We start from the raw sequence: 22,597 nt of genomic DNA on the forward strand, positions 1-22,597 counted from the left end.
CAAAAAATATTCAAAAAAAGGGGCACAAGGCCCCCGGGAATGGATCGCTGACGGGATAGCCAGGCCGATCACTGGAATTCCAGAATGATCTGGTCCACCGCCAGCGACTCGCCCTTGCCCGCCGTGATCTTGCCCACCACGCCGTCCTGTGCGGCAAAGAGGATGTTCTCCATCTTCATGGCCTCGATCACCGCCAGCTTTTCACCGGCCTGCACCTTCTGGCCGGGCTGCACCGCCACATCGACCAGCAGGCCGGGCATGGGCGAGAGCAGGAACTTGGACAGGTCCGGCGGTGCCTTGAACGGCATCAGCTTGTGCAGCTTGGCGCCCAGCGGCGACAGCACCAGCGTGTCGATCTGCGTGCCGTTGTGTGCAATGCGCAGCGCCAGCGGGTTCTTGCCCACGCCCCGCTCCACCTGGGCCGTGAAGCCCTGGCCGTTGCAGGAGCCCTGCACCCGGATCTGCCCCAGCGTGGCATTGCTACTGATCTGATAGCTGTTACCGCCCACCAGGATCGCGCTGGAGCCCGATTTGTCTTCAAAGTCGGACACCGTCACCTCGTGGTGCTGGTTCTGGCCTTCGGCGCCCAGCGCGACCACCACAAACTGCTCGCCCACCTTCACCTCGTGGCCCGCCAGCTGGCCGCTGATGCCGGAGGCGCGTGCACGGTAGCGTCGATTCATGAACGCGGCCAGCGCCACCAGGAACAGCGGGTCGGCGTGCGGCACGTCTTCGGCGTGGAAGCCCTTGCCGTAGTTTTCGGCGATGAAGCCGGTGTTGAAGTCGCCCGTCACGAACTTGGGGTGCGCCAGCAGCGCGGCCTGGAACGGGATGTTGCTGCTGATACCGCGAATCACAAAGCCGTTCAGCGCCGCGCGCATCTTGGCAATGGCATCCTTGCGGTCCGTGCCGTGCACGATGAGCTTGGCGATCATCGAGTCGTAGTACATGGGGATCTCGCCGCCCTCGTACACGCCCGTGTCCACCCGCACGCCCAATTTTTTGGTCGTATCGGACTGGAACATCGACTCCTCCGGCGGCTGAAAGCGCACTAGGCGGCCGGTGGACGGCAGGAAGTTGCGGAACGGGTCCTCGGCGTTGATGCGGCACTCAATGGCCCAGCCGTCGCGCTTCACATCGGCTTGCGTGAGGGGCAGCTTCTCGCCCGCCGCCACGCGGATCATCAGCTCCACCAGGTCCAGGCCGGTGATGCATTCCGTCACCGGGTGCTCCACCTGCAGGCGGGTGTTCATCTCCAAAAAGTAGAAATCCTGGTCCTTGCCGACCACAAACTCCACCGTGCCCGCGCTTTGGTACTTGACGGCCTTGGCCAGTTGCACCGCCTGCTCGCCCATGGCCTTGCGGGTGGCGTCGCTGATGAAGGGCGACGGCGCCTCTTCGATCACCTTCTGGTGGCGGCGCTGGATGGAGCACTCGCGCTCGTTCAGGTAGATCACGTTGCCGTGGCTATCGCCCAGCACCTGGATCTCGATGTGGCGCGGCTCCTGCACAAACTTCTCGATGAAGATGCGGTCGTCACCAAAGCTGTTGCGGGCCTCGTTCTGGCAGCTGGCAAAGCCTTCAAACGCTTCCTTGTCGTTGAACGCCACGCGCAAGCCCTTGCCGCCGCCACCGGCCGAGGCCTTGATCATCACGGGGTAGCCAATGCCCTTGGCGATCTCCACCGCCTGCTCGGGGCCCGCGATGGCGTCGTTGTAGCCAGGGATGGTGTTGACCTTGGCCTCGTTGGCCAGCTTCTTGGACGCGATCTTGTCGCCCATCGCCGCAATCGAGTGCGCCTTGGGGCCGATGAACGCAATGCCCTCGTCCTCGCAGCGTTTGGCGAAGGCTTCGTTCTCGGAGAGGAAGCCATAGCCGGGGTGCACGGCCTGCGCTCCGGTCTGTTTGCAGGCGGCAATGATCTTGTCGGCCAGCAGGTACGACTCGCGGCTGGGCGCGGCGCCAATGTGCACGGCCTCGTCAGCCAGTTTCACGTGGCGAGCTTCCCTGTCAGCGTCGGAGTAGACGGCGACGGTGGCGATGCCCATTTTCTTGGCCGTTGCAATCACCCTACACGCAATCTCGCCCCGGTTCGCAATCAGGATTTTGGTGAACATTCTCTTAACTCCTTAGGCTATGGGGTTGCGTGTAGCAGCCCGCTGCGCGGTCTGAGGCAGGCAATTTGTCGAAACGTCCGCTGCGCGGCCGTATTCGCCACGGTTGGCGATCAGGATTTTGGTGAACATAACAAGTTCCTCGAAACGGAATTCAAAAACCAGTGATGTGGGCTGCGGGGCAGCGTTCGCGCAGGCAGTCCACAAACCGTTGTTTCTCACGCGGCGACACAAGCACACTGCGAGCAGTGCCGTACTGAACACGAATGCGGTCCAGCGACAGCGCGGGCGATGACAGCCAGCTGCGAGACGGCGAGACCTCCCGCACCTCGCTCAAGGCGATACGCCAGCGAAACGGGCCGCTGCGGATGCGCAGCTCCTCGCCCGTCACGGTGTAGTTCGTAGCCAGCAGCAGCCAGATCGGTAGCACCAGCGTCACCAGGACGACGCCGGCCAGCACTGCCATCTCAGCGGTGGACGTGGAGAACAGCACCATCGGGGCCGCAATGCTCAAGCACGTGAAACCCGCAGCCACGGCAATGCCCGAGATCCAGGCATCCACCTTGGACACAAAGAATGCGCGTGGCACTGGCAACACGAAAGTCATGGCGCTTTCGCTCTGCGATCAGAGAGGAATGTTCCCGTGCTTGCGCCACGGGTTTTCCAGCTTCTTATCGCGCAGCATCACCAGCGACCGGCAAATGCGCTTGCGCGTCTCATGCGGCAGGATCACATCGTCAATAAACCCCCGTGCCCCCGCCACAAACGGGTTGGCAAAGCGTTCCTTGTATTCGGCCTCACGCGCGGCCAGCTTCACCGGGTCGTTCTTGTCTTCGCGGAAGATGATTTCCACCGCGCCCTTGGCGCCCATCACCGCGATCTCGGCGTTGGGCCAGGCCAGGTTCACGTCGCCGCGCAGGTGCTTGGAGCTCATCACGTCGTACGCACCGCCGTAGGCCTTGCGGGTGATGACGGTGATCTTGGGCACGGTGCACTCGGCATATGCGTACAGCAGCTTGGCTCCGTGTTTGATGATGCCGCCGTACTCCTGGCTGGTGCCGGGCATGAAGCCGGGCACGTCCACAAACGTGACCACCGGGATGTTGAACGCGTCGCAGAAGCGCACAAAACGCGCGGCCTTGATGGAACTCTTGATGTCCAGGCAGCCCGCCAGCACCAGCGGCTGGTTGGCCACGATGCCCACGGTCTGGCCTTCCATGCGGGCAAAGCCGATGAGGATGTTCTTGGCGTATTCGGGCTGCAGCTCGAAGAAATCCCCGTCGTCCACCGTCTTGAGGATCAGCTCCTTCATGTCGTAGGGCTTGTTGGGGTTCTCGGGCACCAGGGTGTCCAGGCTCAGGTCCATGCGGTCGGCCGGGTCGTTGCTGGGACGAACAGGAGCCTTCTCACGGTTATTGAGCGGCAGGTAGTTGTACAGGCGGCGCAGCATCATCAGCGCCTCCACGTCGTTCTCAAACGCCATGTCGGCCACACCGCTCTTGGTGGTGTGGGTCACGGCGCCGCCCAGTTCCTCGGCGGTGACTTCTTCGTGCGTCACGGTCTTCACGACCTCGGGGCCGGTGACGAACATGTACGAGCTGTCTTTCACCATGAAGATGAAGTCCGTCATGGCGGGCGAGTACACGGCGCCACCGGCGCTCGGGCCCATGATCATGCTGATCTGCGGAATCACGCCGCTGGCCAGCACGTTCTTCTGGAACACATCGGCATAGCCGCCGAGGGACGCCACGCCTTCCTGGATGCGGGCGCCGCCCGAGTCGTTGAGGCCGATGACCGGTGCGCCGACCTTCATGGCCTGGTCCATCACCTTGCAGATCTTCTCGGCATGGGTTTCGCTGAGTGCGCCGCCGAACACCGTGAAGTCCTGGCTGAACACGAACACCAGGCGGCCGTTGATCATGCCGTAGCCCGTCACCACACCGTCGCCGGGGATCTTGTTGTCCTCCATGCCAAAGTCGGTGCAGCGGTGCTCGACAAACATGTCCCATTCCTCGAACGTACCGTCGTCCAGCAGCAGCTCAATGCGCTCGCGCGCCGTGAGCTTGCCCTTGGCGTGCTGCGCATCAATGCGCTTTTGCCCGCCGCCCAGGCGTGCCAGCGCACGCTTTTTCTCCAGTTGATCCAGGATGTCTTGCATGGTCGTCCTTTGGTGAATGGGTTGGTGTCTACTATTTATTTGATAGCTGCTTGCGCTGAATGGGTGTGCGCTAGCAGTAGATTTCTTGCTGCAGTCGATGCCGCAATACGCCCGGCGGCCACATCGGCCTGCATCTGAGGCAGCAGCTCGCGCACCTGCAGGTGCTGGCGAAACGCGAGCTTGAGCCCTGCGTCGATGCGCTCCCACATCCACGCCAGCGCCTGCTTCTCGCGCCGCGTGGCTAGGCGGCCGTTGGCGGTTTGCAGCTGGCGGAACTGCGTGACGGCAGCCCAGAAGCTGCCCACGCCCTGCCCCAGCAGCGCGCTGATTTGCACTACTTTCGGGTGCCACAGCGTTTCGTCGTGGTGCGCGTTTTCCGGGTTGCCGTGCTGACTCAAGAGGCGCAGGCTCGATGTGATCTGCGCCTCGGCCCGTGTTGCGGCGTTCTTGTCGATGTCGGCCTTGTTGATGACCACCAGGTCCGCTATCTCCATCACGCCCTTCTTGATGGCCTGCAGGTCGTCGCCCGCGTTGGGCAGCTGCATGAGCACAAACATGTCCGTCATGCCTGCCACCGCAATCTCGCTCTGGCCCACGCCCACGGTTTCGACGATGACCACGTCGTAACCCGCCGCCTCGCAGACCAGCATGGCCTCGCGGGTCTTCTCTGCGACTCCGCCCAGCGTGCCGCTCGACGGGCTGGGGCGGATGTAGGCTTTTTCGTGCACCGACAGGTGTTCCATGCGCGTCTTGTCGCCCAGGATGGATCCGCCCGAGACGGTGCTGGAGGGGTCGATGGTGAGCACGGCCACGCGGTGGCTCTGGCCGATCAGGTAAAGGCCCAAGGCTTCGATGAAGGTGGATTTGCCCACGCCGGGTACACCGCTGATGCCGAGGCGGAAGGACTTTCCGGTGTGGGGGAGCAGTTGGGTGAGCAGCTCATCGGCCTGCGCGCGATGGTCTGCGCGTGTCGATTCGAGCAGTGTGATGGCTTTGGACATGGCACGGCGTTGAAGGGGGCCGGGTTGGCCCACCACTCCTTGGTAGAGGTTCATGGTGCAACCTCCGCCGTGCGTGCATCGAACCCCGGGCTCCAGCGGTACTCCAGATCGAACTCCTGCTCTTCCACCAGCCGGAAGCCATGGCGCAAGTAAAAGCGGTTGGCGTCGCTGCCGCGCAGCGCACCCAGCGTGATGTCCTGGCCCGCAGCCCGACCCTGTGCCTTGACCCATTCCAGCGCCCAGGCGCCCACACCCTGCCCCTGAGAAGCCGGGTGGATGTAGAGGTGATGCAAGCGCAGGCTGTTTGATCCTGCGTGCGGAATGAGCGTGAGGTAGCCCACACGCTCGCCACTGATGAGGATGTGCCGCATGCACGCAGGCTCGAACGCGCAGCGCAAGCGCTCCCGCACGCGCACCGGGTCAAAACGGCCCAGGCGCTCCAGGCTTTCGCGCAGGGCTTCGGCGCGAAGATCGGCCATGGGCTCGAAGTCCCCGGCGGCGACGCTGCCCAAGCTCAACATGGACGACTCCACCAGACTCACGCAGCCACAGCCTTGCGAATCTGTTCCAGCACATCCTTGGCGCTGGCCGGAATCGGTGTTCCAGGGCCATACACGCCCTTCACGCCCGCTTCGTACAGGTGCTCATAGTCCTGCGCCGGGATCACCCCGCCCACAAACACGATGATGTCGTCGGCGCCCTGGTCCTTGAGCGACTGGATGATGGCGGGCACCAGCGTCTTGTGGCCTGCGGCCAGGGTGCTTACGCCCACCGCGTGCACGTCGTTTTCAATCGCCTGGCGCGCGCACTCCTCGGGGGTCTGGAACAGCGGGCCCATGTCCACGTCAAAGCCCAAGTCGGCAAATGCAGTGGCCACCACCTTGGCGCCCCGGTCGTGCCCATCCTGGCCCAGCTTGGCAATCATCACCCGCGGGCGGCGGCCTTGTTCTTCGGCAAAGGCGTTGATTTCGGTCTTGAGTTTGTCCCAGCCTTCGGCCGAGTCATAGGCTGCTGCGTACACACCGGTCACCTTTTGTGTATCGGCGCGGTGGCGCCCAAAAACCTTCTCCAGAGCGTCCGACACCTCGCCCACCGTGGCGCGCAGGCGCACGGCTTTGATCGACAGGTCCAGCAGGTTGCCTTCGCCGCTTTCTGCTGCAGAAGTGAGAGCATCCAAGGCTTGCTGGACGCGCGCAGAGTCGCGTTTTTCTCGAATATTCTTGAGGCGCTCAATCTGGCCGTCGCGCACCTTCATGTTGTCGATCTGCAGGATGTCGACCGGGTCTTCCTTGGCCAGTTTGTATTTGTTGACGCCCACGATCACATCCTTGCCGCTGTCGATGCGCGCCTGCTTTTCAGCCGCAGCGGCCTCGATCTTGAGCTTGGCCCAGCCGCTGTCCACGGCCTGGGTCATGCCGCCCATGGCCTCGACCTCTTCAATGATCTTCCAGGCGGCATCCATCATGTCTTGCGTCAGCTTCTCCATCATGTAGCTGCCGGCCCAGGGGTCAATCACGTTGGTGATGTGGGTCTCTTCCTGGATGATGAGCTGCGTGTTGCGCGCGATCCGGGCGGAAAACTCGGTGGGCAGCGCGATGGCTTCGTCCAGCGCGTTGGTGTGCAGGGATTGCGTGCCGCCAAACACGGCCGCCATGGCCTCGATGGTGGTGCGCACCACGTTGTTGTACGGGTCTTGCTCGGTGAGCGACCAGCCCGAGGTCTGGCAATGTGTGCGCAGCATCAGGCTCTTGGGGTTCTTGGCGCCAGTCTCCTTCATGATGCGACACCACAGCAGACGCGCCGCGCGCATCTTGGCGACTTCGAGGTAGAAGTTCATGCCGATGGCCCAGAAGAAGCTCAGACGTCCGGCGAACTCGTCCACGTCCAGGCCCGAGGCCATGGCGGTCTTCACGTATTCCTTGCCATCAGCCAGCGTGAAAGCGAGTTCGAGCGCCTGGTTGGCCCCGGCTTCCTGCATGTGGTACCCCGAGATCGAGATCGAGTTGAACTTGGGCATGTTCTTGGCCGTGTAGCCAATGATGTCGCCGATGATGCGCATCGAGGGCTTGGGCGGGTAGATGTAGGTGTTGCGCACCATGAACTCTTTCAGAATGTCGTTCTGAATGGTTCCGCTGAGCTTGTCTTGCGAGACGCCCTGCTCTTCAGCCGCCACCACATAGCCTGCCAGCACGGGCAGCACCGCGCCGTTCATGGTCATCGACACGCTGACCTTGTCGAGCGGGATCTGGTCGAACAGGATCTTCATGTCCTCGACCGAATCGATCGCCACCCCCGCCTTGCCTACATCGCCGGTCACGCGGGGGTGGTCGCTGTCATAACCCCGGTGGGTGGCCAGGTCAAAAGCCACCGACACACCCTGCCCACCTGCAGCCAGGGCCTTGCGGTAGAACGCGTTGGACTCTTCCGCAGTCGAAAAGCCAGCGTATTGGCGAATCGTCCAGGGCCGCACCGCGTACATCGTGGCCTGGGGGCCGCGCAGGTAGGGCTCGAAACCAGGCAAGGTGTTGGCGTACGGCAGGCTGGCCGTGTCTTCGGCTGTGTACAGCGGCTTGACGGTGATGCCGTCGGGCGTCACCCAGTTCAGCGCGCTCACATCGCCACCCGGCGCGGACTTGGCGGCAGCCTTGGCCCAGGCCTCCAGCGATGCGGCTGTGAACTCAGGGGCGTTGTTGGTGGGTTTGTCACTCATGGCGAAAGCTACTCCGAAGATGGCATGGGGGCGTCCAACACAGCGCACAGGCGGTAACCGCACGGGTGCTGTGATGTGGCGGCGAGTTTACATCATTCATAATTATTGATTCAAAATATTCCTCGCAGCTTACAATCCGCCCATGTCTGCCCTCACCCTCACGCCCCGCGCCCTGTACGAAGAAGTCGCCGAGCAATTGCGCCAGCGCATCTTCCGCCGCGAGCTGGAGCCCGGCAGCTGGATTGACGAATTGAAGATTGCCGAAGAATTCGGCATCAGCCGCACCCCCCTGCGCGAGGCGCTCAAGGTGCTGGCCGCCGAAGGCCTGGTCACGATGAAGGTGCGCCGTGGCGCCTATGTGACGGAGATGAGCGAAAAAGACCTGCGCGACGTGTACCACCTGCTCAGCCTGCTGGAGAGCGACGCCGCAGGCGTGGTGGCCGAACGCGCAACCGACACGCAGCTAAAGACGCTGCAAGACTTGCACGCCGAGCTGGAAGCCGCCGTGGCTGATCGCGAAAAATTCTTCGCCGTCAACGAACGCTTTCACATGTGCTTGCTGGAGATGGCCGACAACCGCTGGCGCAGCCAGATGGTGGCCGACCTGCGCAAGGTCATGAAGCTCAACCGGCACAACTCGTTGTTCAAGCAGGGGCGCATCGAAGATTCGCTGGGCGAACACCGCGCCATCCTGGCCGCCATGGTGGCGCGCGATGCCAAGGGCACGGTGAAGGCCATGCAGGCGCATTTTGCGCAGGGGCTGGAAGCGGCGACCTGATTCTCAGTACCGGATCAGGCCGCTAGCCCGACGCCAGATCCCGTGGAACTCGACTCCATCGCCCTCTCAGAAGCGATCTCAACCCGGTTGCGCCCGGCCGCCTTGGCCGCATAAAGCGCCTCATCCGCGCGGCGCAGCAAGCTGTCGAAGTGGGTGTCGTCGGTACGAAGCACCGCCAGGCCGATCGACACCGTCAACGGCAACACCAGGTCACCCGCCGTGAACGGCGTCTGGGCGACTGCCTGGCGCAACCGCTCGCCAGCGGCCTGAGCGTCATGCAGCTGCAGGTTGTCGAACAGCACCACAAACTCCTCCCCACCTTGCCGTGCTGGCAACTCGGCCCCCCGACAGGCCGACTGCAGCCGCCCTGCCACATGCTTGAGGGCCACATCGCCCATCTCGTGGCCATGCTCGTCGTTGATGCGTTTGAAGTGGTCAATGTCCACAATCGCCAGTCCAAAACCACCGGACGCCGCGCTGGTGCGGGCCTGCTCGAAACGCTTCAGCCCCATCTCCACCAGCGTGCGGCGGTTAGGCAGGCCGGTCAGGTAGTCGGTGGAGGCCGCGCGCTCCCACTGTCGGCGGATGCGCTCAGAGCACATCAACAAGAACGCGGTGGTGCCGATCACGGGCAAAGTGGCGGCCACCATGGGGGTGGCAATGTTCATCCAGGCGCCCGCCCCCAGCACATTAAAGGCCGGATTCACCCCGATCACCACAAAATAGCCCGCGCGAAACAGCACAAACAAGGCGACGGCTGTGAACAGGCCCGCCATCACGCGCCGACTGCGGGCACCGTCGCGGCGCTCCTGTGAAACCAGCACCACAATGCAGGCCACCATCAGCACCGACCAGACCACCGACACCGTCAGGATGCGCCCCCCGACATCGGCCGCGCCCAGGGTCAGCCAGAAGACGGCCGCTGTACCCAGCACCGCAGGCACCATGACCCACAGCTGGTCTTTGAGTCCGTAGAACTGCCGCAAAGCGCGCAGATACCCGGTAAACCCGAACATCACAAGCGCATTGGCCAGGGCCAAGGTATAGGCAGGCGGGTTGAGCCCCTGCGCGGCAAACAGGATGGAGCCCCCTGCAAACAGCAGCGTGGCAATGCGCCAGCTGGCCGCAGCAGGCCGCATGGGCAAAGGCAGATCCTTGTGCATCAGCCCAAGAACGCCACCGTTTGCCAGCATCATGAGTGTGGCAATGAAAAAGATGGTGACGGGGTCCATGGGTGTTGCAGGTGCGGCGTTCGCGTGGCTGTGGAATGGCGCCCATTGTGCCCACGGTGCCCATGGCGCCGGCAGCCTTCGGCGAGCCATGTGGCAGCCACCCGAAGTGCCCGCCTCGGCATTCCATCTTTCGGAATGCACCATTTCTCACAAAGCAGGCCACCGGATGGCGCCCCAGGCACCTGCGCTGGCTATGATCCTCGGGTTTGCCCTGATCCGGGCCACATTCTCCCGGCAACGCGCTCCAGAACGAGCGCGCGCCCGACTGAAAGCCCCGCTGCGGGCCCCTTTCGCCAGCCAGATGACCTCCGCCACGACCCCCACCCGAATTTCCGACGTTCAGACACTGCCCCAACTGCTGGCTTTCCGGGTGGGTCAGACGCCCCAGGCCGAGGCCTTCCGCGCCTACGACACGGCCAGCCAGTCCTGGCAAAGCCTGAACTGGGCGCAGGCTGCAGATCGCATCGCTACCTGGACCCAGGCTCTGGCGGCCCTGCAGCTGCCCCCGGCCGCCCGCGTGGCCATCCTGCTACCCAACGGCCTGCACGCCATGTGCGCCGACCAGGCCACACTGGCCACGGGCTGCGTGCCGGTGCCCCTGCACGCCATCGACAACCCCGGCAGCATTGCCTACATCCTGGCGGACTGCGAGGCCTCGATGCTCATCGTGGGCCAGGCCGAGCAGTGGGAAAAGATCCGCGCCGTGGGCACGCCGTTCCCGGCCCTGCGGGCGGTGGTGATCACCGATGACGACACTTCAACCTTCGCGCCCACCGCCGCTTCGGTCGATGGCCCCGCCGTGGGCTCGCTGGCGCAGTGGCTGGCGGGGGCCGGGGCAGCAGCGGCCCCCACACCTCCGGGGGCAGACGACCTGGCGGCCATCGTCTACACCTCGGGCACCACGGGCAAGCCCAAGGGCGTGATGCTCACGCACCGCAACGTGGTCAGCGATGTGAAGGCGGTGCTCGACCGCATCGCCCCCACAGTGGACGACGTGTTCCTGTCGTTCCTGCCGCTGTCGCACACGTTCGAGCGCACAGGCGGCTACTACCTGCCGATTGCGGCGGGCAGCTGCGTGGCCTATGCGCGCTCGGTGGCGCAACTGGCCGAGGACCTGAAGACCGTGCGACCCACCGTGCTGGTGTCTGTGCCCCGCATTTACGAGCGCATCCACGCCAAGCTGCTCGAAAAACTCTCGCCCACGCCCTGGAAGATGCAGCTGTATGAGGCCGCGCAAAACAAGGGGTGGGCCCGCTTTTGTGCCGCCCAAGGCCTGCCCGCCCCGGCAGCCAGCGAAGGCCAGGCCGCAGGCTGGATGGCCGCCCTGCCCTGGCCCCTGCTGCAGGCGCTGGTGGCCAAGCCTTTGCTGGCCCAGTTTGGCGGCCGTGTGCGGGTGGCGGTGAGCGGCGGCGCGCCGCTGTCGCCCACCATTGCCAAGTGTTTTCTGGGCCTGGGCCTGCCGCTCGTGCAGGGCTACGGCATGACCGAGACTGCGCCTGTGGTGTCGGTGAACTCGCTGGACGACAACGATCCTGCCTGCGTGGGCAAGGCCCTGCCCGGTGTAGAGGTGCGCATTGGCGAAAACCGCGAACTGCAGGTGCGCGGCCCCATCGTGATGAAGGGCTACTGGAAGCGGCCGGAAGACACCGCGCGCATCCTGAGCCCCGACGGCTGGCTGGGCACCGGCGACCAGGCCGAGATCGTGAACGGCCGTATCTACATCAAGGGCCGCATCAAGGAGATCATCGTCACCTCCACCGGCGAAAAGGTGCCCCCGGGCGACCTGGAACTGGCCATGCTGGCCGACCCGCTGCTGGAGCAGACTTTTGTGGTGGGCGAGAACCGCCCCTTCATCGCTTGCGTGGCCGTGCTCAAGGCCGATGAGTGGCAGCGCCTGGCGGCCGACCTGGGCCTGCCTGCGCAGGATGCGGCTAGCCTGAACCACCCCAGCGTGCACCGCGCGGTGCTGGCGCGCATCGAGAAGAACACCGCCAGCTTCGCCCGCTATGCCGTGCCACGCGCCGTGCACTGCACCCTGGGGCCGTGGACCATTGAAAACACCTTCATGACGCCCACGCTCAAACTCAAGCGCAACAACCTGATGGCGCACTTTGCGGACGCGATCGAGGGGATGTACCAGAAGCCGGGCGGGCGCTGAGCGTCTGGCAGCACCGCGTCAGGCCAGCAGCACTCCTGCAGCGGTTTTGAGACGAAAAATGCCCCATGGCCGTAGGAATTGCAGTTTTTGAATTCATATGGCTAATCGGCTTCATGCGATTTTTTCCAGCGCCTGCGCCCCCTCCCCCGCATACGCCACCCCAAACCGGTTCGCCAGAAAATCCGCCAGCCGCACCGCCTCCTGCCCCACAAAACCCTGCTGCGGCAGCTGCCCTTGGGCCACAAGGTCGAGTGCCGTGCAGATGCCCGCCGCCGTGGTGAGCTGGATCGCGCTGAGCCGGTGCCCTGCCAGCTCGGTGCCCACGATGCGGGCCGAGTACGACTCCTGCACCAGCCGCCCGCCGCGTTGGCCTGCTGCGGTGGCAAAGATCACGATCACGTCCTGGTCGGTGGTGGGGATGGCGCTCTCCAGGATGTCCTTGAGCAGGTCGCGCCGGTCGCGCAGGCGCAGGTCGTTGAGCAGCAGTTTCAGGATGGCGTTGTGCCCCGGGTAGCGGATGGACTGGTAGTCCACCTGCCGCGCCCGGCCCGCCAGCGTCTCGGTGAGCGTGCCCAGGCCGCCCGAGGTGTTGAAGGCTTCGTATTCCACACCATCGAGCGCAAAGGTCTCCAGCCCTTCCAGCGCTGGCACCGTGGTGCGCACGCGGTCCACAATGGCCTCGCAGGGGTTGCAGTATTCGTTGATGAGGCCTTCGGTGCTCCAGGTCAGGTTGTAGCGCAGGGCACCCTGGGGGTAGCGGGGCAGCGCGCCCACGCGCATGCGCAGGGTGTGCAGGGTGTCGAAACGCCGGGCCAGGTCGTTGCCCACGATGCCGATGAAACCCGGCGCCAGCCCACACTGGGGCATGAGCACGCTGCGGGCGTTGGTGGCCAGTGCGCGGATGGCCTGGGTGCTGGCCACGTCTTCTGTCAGGTCGAAGTAGTGCACGCCTGCTGCAGCACACAAGGTCGCCACGGGGACTGCGCGATGGAACGGCAGCGCATTGAGCACAGCAAAACGTCCGCCGATGGCGGCTTGCAGGCTGGTGTCGTCGCCCACCAGGCGGGTCGCCACGCCCAAAGCCGCCACCTCGGCCAGGCGGGCCGGGTCGCGGTCGGCCACCAGGATCTCGTAGTCACCGGCCTGCTGCAACAAGAGCGCCATGGCAAAGCCAATGTGGCCGGCACCCAGGATGGTGATGGCGTGGCGTGTGGAAGTGGCGGTCATGGCAGTGCTCCTGGTGTGTGCTGGCGGCCGGGCCGCAGCGGTGGTGAAAGATGCCTTGATGCTAGGCAAGGGCACTGTCAATGTGTAGCTACCAGAGCGTCGAAAAATTGCTTCAGTAACGTCATAGCGGCGAATATCATGGCCGCTATGACTTTTAAGCCCACCACCTCCACCTCCGCGCCCACGCTGGACGCCACCGACCGCCAGTTGCTGAGCCTGCTGCAGGCCAACGCGCGCGAAGGCACGGCGCAGCTCGCCCGCAAGCTGGGGCTGGCGCGCACCACCGTGGTGGCACGCATTGCGCGGCTGGAGCGTTCGGGCGTGGTGGCGGGTTACGGTGTGCGGCTGGGGGCGCGGCTTGATGCCACTACGGTGCGGGCCTGGTGCAGCATCAGCGTGCTGCCCAAGGCCGCGCCCGCTGTGCTGCGTGCGCTGGAGGCGATGGCCGAGGTCGAAGAAGTGTCGGCCGTGAGCGGGCCGTTTGACTACCTGGTGTTCTTGCGCTGCACAAGCCACGAGCAGCTCGACACCCTGCTTGACCGCGTGGGCCAGCTCGACGGGGTGCACCAGACGCAGACCAGCATCGTGCTCAGCCGCAAGATCGACCGTCGCAGCGTGGGTGCTTTACTACTATTTTGATAGCTTAAAACGCATACTGGATGAGCGAAAAATCCATTTTTTACTGGAATTTTCCGGCTCAGGCCTCAAACTGCGTCGGGTTCTTGCCCTGGATGGGCGCATAAAACGCCTTGATGGCCGCCATGTCGCGCTCCACGTCGCCCGTGGGCTCGAACACCGGGCCCAGGCCGCCGACCTTGCGGCCGTAGTCCACAAAGGCCAGCACGATGGGCACGCCCGCCTGCTGGGCGATGAAATAAAAGCCTGTCTTCCAATGCCGCGTTTTGCCGCGCGTGCCCTCGGGCGGCACGATGAGCTGCATGGGGCCTTCTGCATCCCGCATGGCCTGGGCCGAGCTGGCGACCAGGTTGTTGGCCTGGCTTCGGTCCACCGGGATGCCGCCCAGCCAGCGCATCACCCCGCCAAACGGCGCCTTGAACAGGCTGTGTTTGCCCATCCAATACACCCGCAGGCGCAGCGAGAACGCCAGCATCAATGTGTACGGCAGGTCCCAGTTGCTGGTGTGGGGCGCGGCGATCAGCACGCTTTTGGCGGCATGGGCGGGCAAGGCGCCTTCGACCTTCCAGCCGGTGATGCGCAGGGTGAAGCGGGAAAAAGCGCGCAGGAGCGTGTTGACAACCGGCGTGTCAAAAATGGTGTGGTGCATGGGAGGGCGGGTGACGAAACAAGGCCCACAGGCGGGGCCCAGGCGCTGCGCCGGGCGCCGCGCAGGCATCAAAAGCGCCGCAATTGTCGCCGATGGCCCCCATGCCCCGCCTTGATGCAAGGCAATGCGCACCCGGGGCAGTGGCCATTCAGGGGAATGAAAACTCTCATTTTGATAGCACCTTGGGCACAACAGATTTGCGGTAGAGACCGATTTGGAGCAAAGCCACACGCTGGCGCCGGACGGGAGCGCAATGGGATAATCGCGGCCAATCCGACCTCAGCGGCCTCGCTGCGGACCTCTACAGCCCCTCCCCGCCTTCCGTTTTTTTCCCGTGGAACCCACCCTGAGCCCCTGGCGCATGTCCATCGCCCCCATGATGGACTGGACCGACCGCCACTGCCGTTACTTTCACCGGCTGCTGACCCGCCAGACCCTGCTGTACACCGAGATGGTGAACGCGGGCGCCATCATCCATGGCGGCACCGAGCGGCACCTGCGCTTCAACGCCGAAGAACACCCCGTGGCCTTGCAGCTGGGCGGCAACGAGCCCGACAAGCTGGCCCAGGCCGCGCGGCTGGGTGAGCAATGGGGCTATGACGAGATCAACCTCAACTGCGGCTGCCCCAGCGACCGGGTGCAACGCGGCGCCTTTGGCGCGAGCCTCATGAAAGCGCCCCAGCTGGTGGCCGACTGCGTGAAGGCCATGAGGGACGTGGTCAGCGTGCCCGTCACCGTCAAGCACCGCATCGGCATCGACAAGGTGGAGGATTACGGCTTTGTGCGCGACTTCATCGGCACCGTGGCCGAGGCGGGCTGCACGGTCTTCATCGTGCACGCGCGCAACGCCTGGCTGCAGGGCCTCTCCCCAAAGGAAAACCGCGACGTCCCGCCCCTGCGCTACGAGGTGGTGCACCGCCTCAAGGCCGAGTTTCCGCAGTTCACGATTGCCATCAACGGCGGCATCCAGACCGATGACGTGGTGCTGGAGCAGCTCGACCACCTGGACGGCGTGATGATTGGCCGCGAGGCGTACCACAACCCCTGGTGGCTGGCCCGCTGGGACCAGCTCTACTACAGCGACGCCCCCTGCCCCCTGACCCGCGAAGAGGTCGAGCTGGCCATGGTCGAGTACATGGAGCGCGAGGCCGCACAGCATGGCACGCCCTGGCCCCACATCGCCCGCCACATGCTGGGCCTGCGCCACAGCCTGCCCGGCGCCCGCATCTGGCGCCAGGTGTGGAGCAACCATTTGCTCAAGGACAGGCCCGCACGCGCGGTGCATGCGCTGGCGATGGAGACCTATGGCACCTTTGCCTATGGGCACCCGGCCGAGCCAGGCGCCGAGGCCGGATAGAGGCAGGCGCAGCCTGCGGCGCTACACCTGCCGCGCCAGCCAAACCGCCAGCGGCTCGGGCCGGCCGAACAGGTAGCCCTGCAGGCATTCGCACTGGTTCTGTACCAGAAAATCAGCCTGAGCGCGGGTTTCCACGCCTTCGGCCACCACGCGCAGGTTCAGATGGCTGGCCACCGAGAGGATGGACTGCACGATGGCGGTGTCGCTCGGGTCGTCGGGCGTGTCCTGCACAAAACTCTTGTCGATCTTGAGTTCAAACAGCGGCAGGCGCTTGAGGTACGCCAGGCTGGAATAGCCCGTGCCGAAGTCGTCGATGGAGAACCGCACGCCCAGGCCCACGATTTCGGTCATGCGGGCGATGGTGTCGTCCAGGTCTTCGATGAGCAGGCTTTCCGTCACCTCCAGGATCAGGTTGCCGGGATGGGCCCCGGTGTGGGCCAGCACATGGCGCACGCGCTCGACAAAATCATCCTGCCGAAACTGCCGCTGGCTCACGTTGACCGACAGCGACAGCTCCCGCCCCGCCGCCTGCAGGCGCGCCAGGGTTTCGCAGGCCTGCTGGATCATCCAGTCGCCCATGCGCAGGATGAGGCCCGAGGCCTCGGCAATGGGGATGACGCGGCTGGGTGGCACGTTGCCGCGCACAGGGTGGGTCCAGCGCATCAGCAGCTCTCCGCCCACCACAGTGCCCGTGGCGTCCACCTGGCTTTGCACAAAGGCGGCCAGTTGCCCTTCGGCCTGGGCCTTTTTCAGGTCCTGCTCCAGCGCCAGACGCTCCTGCACGTCGGCCTGCATGGCGGCTTCATAAAAGCGGATGCGGTTGCGGCCCAGGTCCTTGGCGCGGTACATGGCGGTGTCGGCCTCGCGCAGCAGGTCTTCCACACCCTCGCCGCGCTTGGGGAACAGCGTGATGCCGATGCTGCCCGTGGTGCTGTAGAGGTGGGTGGCAATGGTGTAGGGCGCCTCCAGCACCGCACGGATCTCCTCGGCCACCAGCAGGGCCGCGCGCCCGGCCGAATCCATGTCGGAGGCCACGTTGTGCACCAGCACCACAAACTCGTCGCCGCCCAGCCGGGCCACGGTGTCGCCCGGGCGCAGCTGCTGCGTAATGCGCTGGGCCACCTGCATCAGCAGCGCATCGCCCACGGTGTGGCCGCGCGCGTCGTTGATTTGCTTGAAGTTGTCGAGGTCAATATAGAGCACCGCTCCCACCTGCGCGGCGTTGAGGGCGCGGTGCAGGGCATGCTCCATGCGGTCGAGCAGCATGCGTCGGTTGGGCAGGCCAGTAAGGCCGTCGAAGTACGCCAGCTGGTGCGAGCGCGCCTCGGCCCGCTTGCGCTCGGTGATGTCGCGCGACAGGGCGATGAACCGGGCTTCGTCGCCGGGCATGGCGGCGTCCTTGCGGGCGATGGACAGCTCGAACCAGTGGGTGGTGCCGCCCAGCTCCAGCCGGTACTGGTGGCCTGCCGAGTATCCCGTGTGGTGTGCGGCCTCCAGCGCGGCATGGCAGCCCGCCGCGGCTTCGGGCGGCACCACTTCGCTCATCAAACGCCCCAGAAACATCTCGGGCGGCAAGGCCAACAGGTCTGACCGCGCCGAGCGGTAGTGGTAAATACGGCCGTCCAGCCCCAGTTCGAACAGCAGGTCGGGGATGGCGTTGAGCGTGCTTTCCAGGTCATCGCGCGTGGCGCGCAGCTCGGCGGTCATGCCATGCGCCAGCGCCACGGCACGCTCGCGCCCGGTGGCCAGCAGCCAGGTCAACCAGGATAAAAGCAGGCCCAGGGTCACGCCCACCGCTGCAATCATGTAGTGGCTGTCCTCCCGATGGCGCAGGGAAAAGCTGGGCGTGGGCTGCATCTGCAGCGTCCACATGCGCCCGCCAATTTGCAGTGTGCGTAGCGCCTGACGCGCGGGCGCAACCCCCTGTCGCCCCCGGGGGCCATCGGCGCCTTATCAACCGATGGCCCGTAAAGACGCAGCCCGCCCAGTTTGGCCACGCCGTCGTAGAGGGTGATCTCAATGTCCGGGTCCAGCTCACGCCCCATTCCGGCGATGACGTCGCCCGCCCGGAACGGGGCCGAAACCCAGCCGACCAGCCCCACCCGGCGCGCCAGCTGCGTGCTTGTGTCTGCCTGCGGGGCGTAAATGGGCAGGTACATCACCACCCCGGGCTGCGCGGCCGTTGTGGAGGTGTCGTTTTGCAACAGGGTGAGCGGTGCGCTGAGCGCCAGCTCACCACTGTCCCTAGCCCGCTCCAGCGCCTCGCGCGCGGCTGGAATGGTCAGAGTGTCAAATCCCAGCGCGCGCACGTTGTCGCCCCGCAGCGGCTCGATGTGCGTGATGGGGGCATATGCAGTGCGCACCCCAGCGGGGAGGACGCTGTAGTGGGGAAACCCGCGCCGACGCATGTCGGCAATGTGCAGGTCCAGTTGTGGCTCAAACAGGTGAAGTATCAAAGACACCCCCTGCAGGCCGGGCCGGGTCTCCTGCAGCTGCAGGGCCTCCACGTAGGTCTTGAACTCCTCTCGGTCGATCCGCTCGGAGCCCTCGAAGTACCCTTTCACGCCGCGCAGCACCACTTCATACGTGGCCATCCGGTCTTTGAGGTTGTAGGCCACCTGGTCGGCCGCGACCTCAAAATTCAGAGCGTTCTTGGCCTGGACATTGTCTTCCTCGCCCTGCCAGTAGAGATAGGACAGACCCAGTGCAAACATGCCCACCAGCGGAGGCAGAACCAGGGGCACCCAGCGCCGCCTTGTGGTGGCGTTGGCGCTGGACATATCCTCCTGCACGCCTGCGGCGGTGGTATCGTCGTCGGCAGAGACTGGAGGGTGAGAGAGGGGCATGGAAAGGCACCAAGGCGTGCACCATTATGGGCCTGTGTTCAGCGCCGCCAAGTGCAGTTTGGCAGCTTGTGCAAGCGCTGCGCCGCCAGGCTTTCCCCTGTTTTTTGCCCGGTCCTGCGCCAGCAACTCGGCATTCCTCGGTGGTTTGTTTTCAATTCGGCGCGTTCTGCGCACTCCACACATGGCATCACTTGACTTTGACCTGGAAGAATCACAGTTCCGCACTTACTACGCGCAGCAGGCCACGGCGCTGCGGGACGCGTGCACGGCCATCACCAGCCTGGTGGCAGCTGCGGTGGCGCAGGCAGGGGGCATCGACATCGCCAAGGTGGAAGGCCGCGTGAAGGATGCCGATGAGTGCATCCGCAAATTTGTGCGCAAGTACCGCCCGGCGCTGGAAGAAAGCAACACGCCCTATGACATCCAGAGCTACATCTCCGACCTGATCGGGGTGCGGGTGGTGTGCCTGTATGGGGACGAGTTGGAGAAGGTGGCGCAGATCATGCGTGCCCGTTTTGCGGTGATTGACGTCACGGACAAGGTCGCGGCCGTGGAGAGCACCGAGGCATCGTTTGGCTACAAGGGCCTGCACCTGGACCTGCGCCTGGGCGCCGCAGAGCGCAACCTGCCGGAACATGCGGCCTACGCCCACTGGGCGTTCGAGCTGCAGGTGCGCACCATCATCCAGGACTCCTGGAGCGTGCTGGACCACAAGATCAAGTACAAGAAATCCATCCCGCAGCAGCTCAAGCGGCGCATCAATGTGTTGTCAGCCCTGTTCGAGCTGGCCGACCGGGAGTTCCTCCAGATCCGCGACGCCACGGCGGCCGAGCTGCTGCAAGCTCCCGACGAGACCGCGGACCCCGCGCCGGATACCCCCGCCGACGCGTTGGCCCCGCACAAGGCGGCGGGTGGCAGCAGCGAGCTGAACGCCTTCACCTTCCTCAAGATCGCCACCCATTTCTTCAAGGACTTCGAGTTCGAGCCCTCCAAGGTCGATGGGTTTGTGGACGACATCCAGGCCTGGTCGCCGCGCATGACACGCGCACGCTTCAACACCCTGATGCGCGAAACCATCGGCGTGGTCAAGCGCTACAAGCAGCACTTCGAGGAGCAGAACCCCCAGGGCAGTTTCAACCCTTATACGGTGATACGGCACTGCCTGTACCTGAGCAACAAGACCGCGTTCCGCCCGGCGCTGCGCAATTCGGCGCGCGAGGCGTTCGAGGCCTGGCTGATCGACAACGCCGACCCCCGGCCGCATTGACCAGTTTGGGGAGGCGCCACAGGCCGGGCAGCCGGAGGCCCTGCATGTCGCATAGGCGACTTGGCATTGGTGGTTTTACTCCATGCGCTTGTTACCAAGTGCTGCTATATTGCACTGCAACAAATCGGAGTTTCGCCCCATGCTGTATCACATTTACGAAACCCAGCGCTCCCTGATGGAGCCCTTTACAGACTTTGCGCAGGCGGCTTCCAAGTTGTTCAGCAACCCGGTGTCGCCCTTGAGCCAGACCTCGGCAGCCCAGCGCATGGCAGCGGGTTACGACCTGCTCTACCGCCTGGGCAAGGATTACGAGAAGCCCGCGTTCGACATCCACACCGTGGACGTGAACGGCATCGGTGTCGCCATCCATGAGCGCATCGAAGTCAACAAGCCTTTTTGCGAGCTGCGCCGCTTCAAGCGCTTTTCGGACGATCCCGCCACGCTTACCAAGCTCAAGGGCCAGCCTGTGGTGCTGATCGTGGCGCCCCTGTCGGGCCACTATGCCACCTTGCTGCGCGACACCGTGCGCACCATGCTCAAGGACCACAAGGTCTACATCACCGACTGGAAAAACGCCCGCCTGGTGCCACTGTCCGAGGGGGAATTCCACCTCGACGACTACGTGAACTATGTGCAGGAGTTCATCCGCCACCTGCAGGGCCAGTACGGCAACTGCCATGTGATCAGCGTGTGCCAGCCCACCGTGCCAGTGCTGGCTGCCGTGTCGCTGATGGCCAGCCGGGGCGAGAAGACGCCGCTGACCATGACCATGATGGGTGGCCCCATCGACGCCCGCAAGTCACCCACCTCGGTGAACAACCTGGCCACGAACCGCAGCTACGAGTGGTTCGAGAACAACGTCATCTACCGCGTGCCCGACAAGTTCCCTGGCGCTGGCCGCCGCGTGTACCCGGGCTTCCTGCAATACACGGGTTTTGTTGCGATGAACCCCGATCGTCACGCAAACAGCCACTACGACTATTTCAAGGACCTGATCAAGGGCGACGACGCCAGCGCCGAAGCCCACCGCAAGTTCTACGACGAGTACAACGCTGTGCTGGACATGGACGCGGACTACTACCTGGAAACCATCCAGACCGTGTTCCAGGACTACAAGCTGGTCAACGGCACCTGGGATGTGCGCTCGCCCACCGGCAAGATCGAGCGTGTGCGCCCGCAGGACATCACCACCACCGCCCTCTTCACTGTGGAAGGAGAGCTGGACGACATCTCCGGCTCTGGCCAGACCGAAGCGGCCCACGACCTGTGCAGCGGCATCGTGCGCAAGGAACAGCGCCACCTGGAAGCCAAGGGCGCAGGCCACTACGGCATCTTCAGCGGCCGCCGCTGGCGCGATCTGGTGTACCCCAAGGTGCGCGCGTTCATTCTGGAACACGAACTGCCCCGCGCCCAGGCGGCTCCATTGGCTGCCGCACCCGTGGCAAAGGCAGCGACGCCTGCTGCGGCGGTTGCAGCGCCCTCCGTCAAACCCAAGGCCGCCCCTCAGCCCAAGCCCGCAGCAAAGGCGGCTCAGGCAGCCAAGGCAGCCCCTTCGGCCCCGCGTGCCCGCACAGCAGCGACCGCCAAAACCACCGCGCCCGCCACCACCGTGGCCACACGCTGGGTCAAGACAGAGGGTGCTATACAGCCGACCGGTGCAGCAGAGCAGGCGCCCGCCGACCTCGGCGCGGCCAAGGCCACGGCGGTCACGGCAGCCCCTGCGCGCAGCGCCAGCCGCAGCAGCAAGGCGCGCAAGGCTTGATCCGCCAGCCGGAAGCCCTGCCCGCCTACGCTGCCCCGATGGACCTTGCAGCGCGGATTGACGCCGAGCTGCCCCAGACGCAGTGCACACGCTGCGGCTACCCCGACTGCGCCACCTATGCGCAGGCCATAGCCAGCGGCGAGGCCGCCATCAACCAGTGCCCACCCGGTGGCGCCGAGGGTGTGGCGCGCCTGGCGGCCATCACGGGCCTGGCCGCATTGCCATTGAGTACAGAACATGGGGTGGAAAGCCCACGCTCCCTGGCTCTTATTGACGAAGCCTGGTGCATCGGCTGCACGCTGTGCATCAAGGCCTGCCCCACAGACGCCATCGTCGGCTCCAACAAGCGGATGCACACCGTCATCGAGCCTTATTGCACCGGGTGCGAGCTGTGCATCCCCGCCTGCCCGGTAGACTGCATCCAGCTGGAGACTGTCAGCGGCACGGCCACCGGCTGGGCCGCATGGTCCGCCCCGCTGGCCCAGCAGGCACGGGCGCGCTACCAGCAGCATCGCCAGCGGATGCCTTTGGAAGATGCGGAAGAAGAACCTGCAGAGGCGACGGCCGAGTCTGCCCCTGACTCCGCCAGCCCCCCCACAGGTACCGCCGACGCCCGCAAGGCCGCCATTGCAGCCGCCATGGAGCGCGCGCGGCAGCGCAGGGAACAAAACCCGCGCTGAACCGGGCCCCCTCGCCCATGCC

Annotated in this window: 18 protein-coding genes; 7 read left to right on the forward strand and 11 right to left on the reverse strand. The window is 64.8% G+C overall.

Annotated features, from left to right (window positions below; translation table 11 throughout):
- Positions 1 to 68: 68 nt before the first annotated feature.
- From ACYZGB_RS03815 to scpA, 6 genes are all read right to left on the reverse strand, one after another.
- Positions 69 to 2,117, reverse strand: a complete 2,049-nt coding sequence (locus ACYZGB_RS03815) for an acetyl-CoA carboxylase biotin carboxylase subunit (protein ID WP_462386870.1) — start codon at positions 2,115 to 2,117, stop codon at positions 69 to 71.
- A gap of 151 nt (positions 2,118 to 2,268) precedes the next feature.
- On the reverse strand, positions 2,269 to 2,721 hold the full coding sequence (locus ACYZGB_RS03820) for a PH domain-containing protein (RefSeq protein ID WP_462386871.1): 453 nt from the start codon (positions 2,719 to 2,721) through the stop codon (positions 2,269 to 2,271).
- 18 nt (positions 2,722 to 2,739) lie between these two features.
- Positions 2,740 to 4,272, reverse strand: a complete 1,533-nt coding sequence (locus ACYZGB_RS03825) for an acyl-CoA carboxylase subunit beta (RefSeq protein ID WP_462386872.1) — start codon at positions 4,270 to 4,272, stop codon at positions 2,740 to 2,742.
- Positions 4,273 to 4,307: 35 nt separating this feature from the next.
- On the reverse strand, positions 4,308 to 5,327 hold the full coding sequence (gene meaB, locus ACYZGB_RS03830; protein ID WP_462386873.1) for a methylmalonyl Co-A mutase-associated GTPase MeaB: 1,020 nt from the start codon (positions 5,325 to 5,327) through the stop codon (positions 4,308 to 4,310).
- Positions 5,324 to 5,794, reverse strand: a complete 471-nt coding sequence (locus ACYZGB_RS03835) for a GNAT family N-acetyltransferase (protein ID WP_462386874.1) — start codon at positions 5,792 to 5,794, stop codon at positions 5,324 to 5,326. The genes meaB and ACYZGB_RS03835 overlap by 4 nt, the downstream gene beginning before the upstream one ends.
- 17 nt (positions 5,795 to 5,811) lie before the next feature.
- The gene (gene scpA / locus ACYZGB_RS03840; protein ID WP_462386875.1) at positions 5,812 to 7,983 is read right to left on the reverse strand and encodes a methylmalonyl-CoA mutase; all 2,172 of its coding nucleotides are present in this window, start codon (positions 7,981 to 7,983) and stop codon (positions 5,812 to 5,814) included.
- Between the two features lie 142 nt (positions 7,984 to 8,125).
- Between scpA and ACYZGB_RS03845 the strand changes: the two genes are divergently transcribed.
- A complete protein-coding gene (locus ACYZGB_RS03845; RefSeq protein WP_462386877.1) occupies positions 8,126 to 8,761 on the forward strand; it encodes a GntR family transcriptional regulator in 636 nt (211 codons plus the stop codon).
- A 14-nt stretch (positions 8,762 to 8,775) separates the two neighbouring features.
- Here ACYZGB_RS03845 and ACYZGB_RS03850 read toward each other — a convergent pair whose 3' ends face one another.
- Positions 8,776 to 9,993: a GGDEF domain-containing protein gene (locus ACYZGB_RS03850; protein ID WP_462386879.1), complete on the reverse strand. Its 1,218-nt coding sequence runs from the start codon at positions 9,991 to 9,993 to the stop codon at positions 8,776 to 8,778.
- 301 nt (positions 9,994 to 10,294) lie between these two features.
- On the opposite strand from ACYZGB_RS03850, the gene ACYZGB_RS03855 reads away from it, so the two are divergent.
- Positions 10,295 to 12,151 (forward strand): AMP-dependent synthetase/ligase, encoded by a 1,857-nt coding sequence (locus tag ACYZGB_RS03855; protein WP_462386880.1) that lies wholly within the window; start codon positions 10,295 to 10,297, stop codon positions 12,149 to 12,151.
- Between the two features lie 111 nt (positions 12,152 to 12,262).
- Here the strand turns inward: ACYZGB_RS03855 and ACYZGB_RS03860 are convergent, their stop codons facing one another.
- Positions 12,263 to 13,378: a saccharopine dehydrogenase family protein gene (locus ACYZGB_RS03860; protein WP_462386881.1), complete on the reverse strand. Its 1,116-nt coding sequence runs from the start codon at positions 13,376 to 13,378 to the stop codon at positions 12,263 to 12,265.
- A gap of 147 nt (positions 13,379 to 13,525) precedes the next feature.
- Between ACYZGB_RS03860 and ACYZGB_RS03865 the strand changes: the two genes are divergently transcribed.
- Positions 13,526 to 14,017, forward strand: a complete 492-nt coding sequence (locus tag ACYZGB_RS03865; RefSeq protein ID WP_462386882.1) for an Lrp/AsnC family transcriptional regulator — start codon at positions 13,526 to 13,528, stop codon at positions 14,015 to 14,017.
- A 58-nt stretch (positions 14,018 to 14,075) separates the two neighbouring features.
- Here the strand turns inward: ACYZGB_RS03865 and ACYZGB_RS03870 are convergent, their stop codons facing one another.
- On the reverse strand, positions 14,076 to 14,663 hold the full coding sequence (locus tag ACYZGB_RS03870) for a lysophospholipid acyltransferase family protein (RefSeq protein ID WP_462386883.1): 588 nt from the start codon (positions 14,661 to 14,663) through the stop codon (positions 14,076 to 14,078).
- 334 nt (positions 14,664 to 14,997) lie between these two features.
- On the opposite strand from ACYZGB_RS03870, the gene dusA reads away from it, so the two are divergent.
- Positions 14,998 to 16,020 carry a tRNA dihydrouridine(20/20a) synthase DusA gene (dusA, locus tag ACYZGB_RS03875; protein WP_462386884.1) on the forward strand — a complete coding sequence of 341 codons (1,023 nt, stop codon included), beginning with the start codon at positions 14,998 to 15,000 and terminating at the stop codon, positions 16,018 to 16,020.
- A 21-nt stretch (positions 16,021 to 16,041) separates the two neighbouring features.
- Here the strand turns inward: dusA and ACYZGB_RS03880 are convergent, their stop codons facing one another.
- Entirely contained in the window at positions 16,042 to 17,877 is a 1,836-nt protein-coding gene (locus tag ACYZGB_RS03880) for a putative bifunctional diguanylate cyclase/phosphodiesterase (RefSeq protein WP_462386885.1), read from the reverse strand.
- A complete protein-coding gene (locus ACYZGB_RS03885; RefSeq protein ID WP_462386886.1) occupies positions 17,823 to 18,866 on the reverse strand; it encodes a CHASE domain-containing protein in 1,044 nt (347 codons plus the stop codon). The genes ACYZGB_RS03880 and ACYZGB_RS03885 overlap by 55 nt, the downstream gene beginning before the upstream one ends.
- A 181-nt stretch (positions 18,867 to 19,047) precedes the next feature.
- On the opposite strand from ACYZGB_RS03885, the gene ACYZGB_RS03890 reads away from it, so the two are divergent.
- From ACYZGB_RS03890 to rsxB, 3 genes are all read left to right on the forward strand, one after another.
- A complete protein-coding gene (locus tag ACYZGB_RS03890; RefSeq protein ID WP_462386887.1) occupies positions 19,048 to 20,133 on the forward strand; it encodes a GTP pyrophosphokinase in 1,086 nt (361 codons plus the stop codon).
- A 139-nt stretch (positions 20,134 to 20,272) separates the two neighbouring features.
- Positions 20,273 to 21,895: a polyhydroxyalkanoate depolymerase gene (locus ACYZGB_RS03895; RefSeq protein ID WP_462386888.1), complete on the forward strand. Its 1,623-nt coding sequence runs from the start codon at positions 20,273 to 20,275 to the stop codon at positions 21,893 to 21,895.
- 38 nt (positions 21,896 to 21,933) lie between these two features.
- Entirely contained in the window at positions 21,934 to 22,575 is a 642-nt protein-coding gene (gene rsxB, locus ACYZGB_RS03900; protein WP_462387080.1) for an electron transport complex subunit RsxB, read from the forward strand.
- Positions 22,576 to 22,597: the final 22 nt, after the last annotated feature.

Source organism: Acidovorax sp. Q11, from assembly GCF_054950075.1.

What these genes read in the sequence shown, in the direction of transcription:
- ACYZGB_RS03815 (WP_462386870.1), bottom strand. Translation starts at nt 2,117, where the DNA reads ATGTTCACCAAAATCCTGATTGCGAACCGGGGCGAGATTGCGTGTAGG.
- ACYZGB_RS03820 (WP_462386871.1), bottom strand. Translation starts at nt 2,721, where the DNA reads ATGACTTTCGTGTTGCCAGTGCCACGCGCATTCTTTGTGTCCAAGGTG.
- ACYZGB_RS03825 (WP_462386872.1), bottom strand. Translation starts at nt 4,272, where the DNA reads ATGCAAGACATCCTGGATCAACTGGAGAAAAAGCGTGCGCTGGCACGC.
- meaB (WP_462386873.1), bottom strand. Translation starts at nt 5,327, where the DNA reads ATGAACCTCTACCAAGGAGTGGTGGGCCAACCCGGCCCCCTTCAACGC.
- ACYZGB_RS03835 (WP_462386874.1), bottom strand. Translation starts at nt 5,794, where the DNA reads ATGTTGAGCTTGGGCAGCGTCGCCGCCGGGGACTTCGAGCCCATGGCC.
- scpA (WP_462386875.1), bottom strand. Translation starts at nt 7,983, where the DNA reads ATGAGTGACAAACCCACCAACAACGCCCCTGAGTTCACAGCCGCATCG.
- ACYZGB_RS03845 (WP_462386877.1), top strand. Translation starts at nt 8,126, where the DNA reads ATGTCTGCCCTCACCCTCACGCCCCGCGCCCTGTACGAAGAAGTCGCC.
- ACYZGB_RS03850 (WP_462386879.1), bottom strand. Translation starts at nt 9,993, where the DNA reads ATGGACCCCGTCACCATCTTTTTCATTGCCACACTCATGATGCTGGCA.
- ACYZGB_RS03855 (WP_462386880.1), top strand. Translation starts at nt 10,295, where the DNA reads ATGACCTCCGCCACGACCCCCACCCGAATTTCCGACGTTCAGACACTG.
- ACYZGB_RS03860 (WP_462386881.1), bottom strand. Translation starts at nt 13,378, where the DNA reads ATGACCGCCACTTCCACACGCCACGCCATCACCATCCTGGGTGCCGGC.
- ACYZGB_RS03865 (WP_462386882.1), top strand. Translation starts at nt 13,526, where the DNA reads ATGACTTTTAAGCCCACCACCTCCACCTCCGCGCCCACGCTGGACGCC.
- ACYZGB_RS03870 (WP_462386883.1), bottom strand. Translation starts at nt 14,663, where the DNA reads ATGCACCACACCATTTTTGACACGCCGGTTGTCAACACGCTCCTGCGC.
- ACYZGB_RS03880 (WP_462386885.1), bottom strand. Translation starts at nt 17,877, where the DNA reads ATGCAGCCCACGCCCAGCTTTTCCCTGCGCCATCGGGAGGACAGCCAC.
- ACYZGB_RS03885 (WP_462386886.1), bottom strand. Translation starts at nt 18,866, where the DNA reads ATGCCCCTCTCTCACCCTCCAGTCTCTGCCGACGACGATACCACCGCC.
- ACYZGB_RS03890 (WP_462386887.1), top strand. Translation starts at nt 19,048, where the DNA reads ATGGCATCACTTGACTTTGACCTGGAAGAATCACAGTTCCGCACTTAC.
- ACYZGB_RS03895 (WP_462386888.1), top strand. Translation starts at nt 20,273, where the DNA reads ATGCTGTATCACATTTACGAAACCCAGCGCTCCCTGATGGAGCCCTTT.
- rsxB (WP_462387080.1), top strand. Translation starts at nt 21,934, where the DNA reads ATGGACCTTGCAGCGCGGATTGACGCCGAGCTGCCCCAGACGCAGTGC.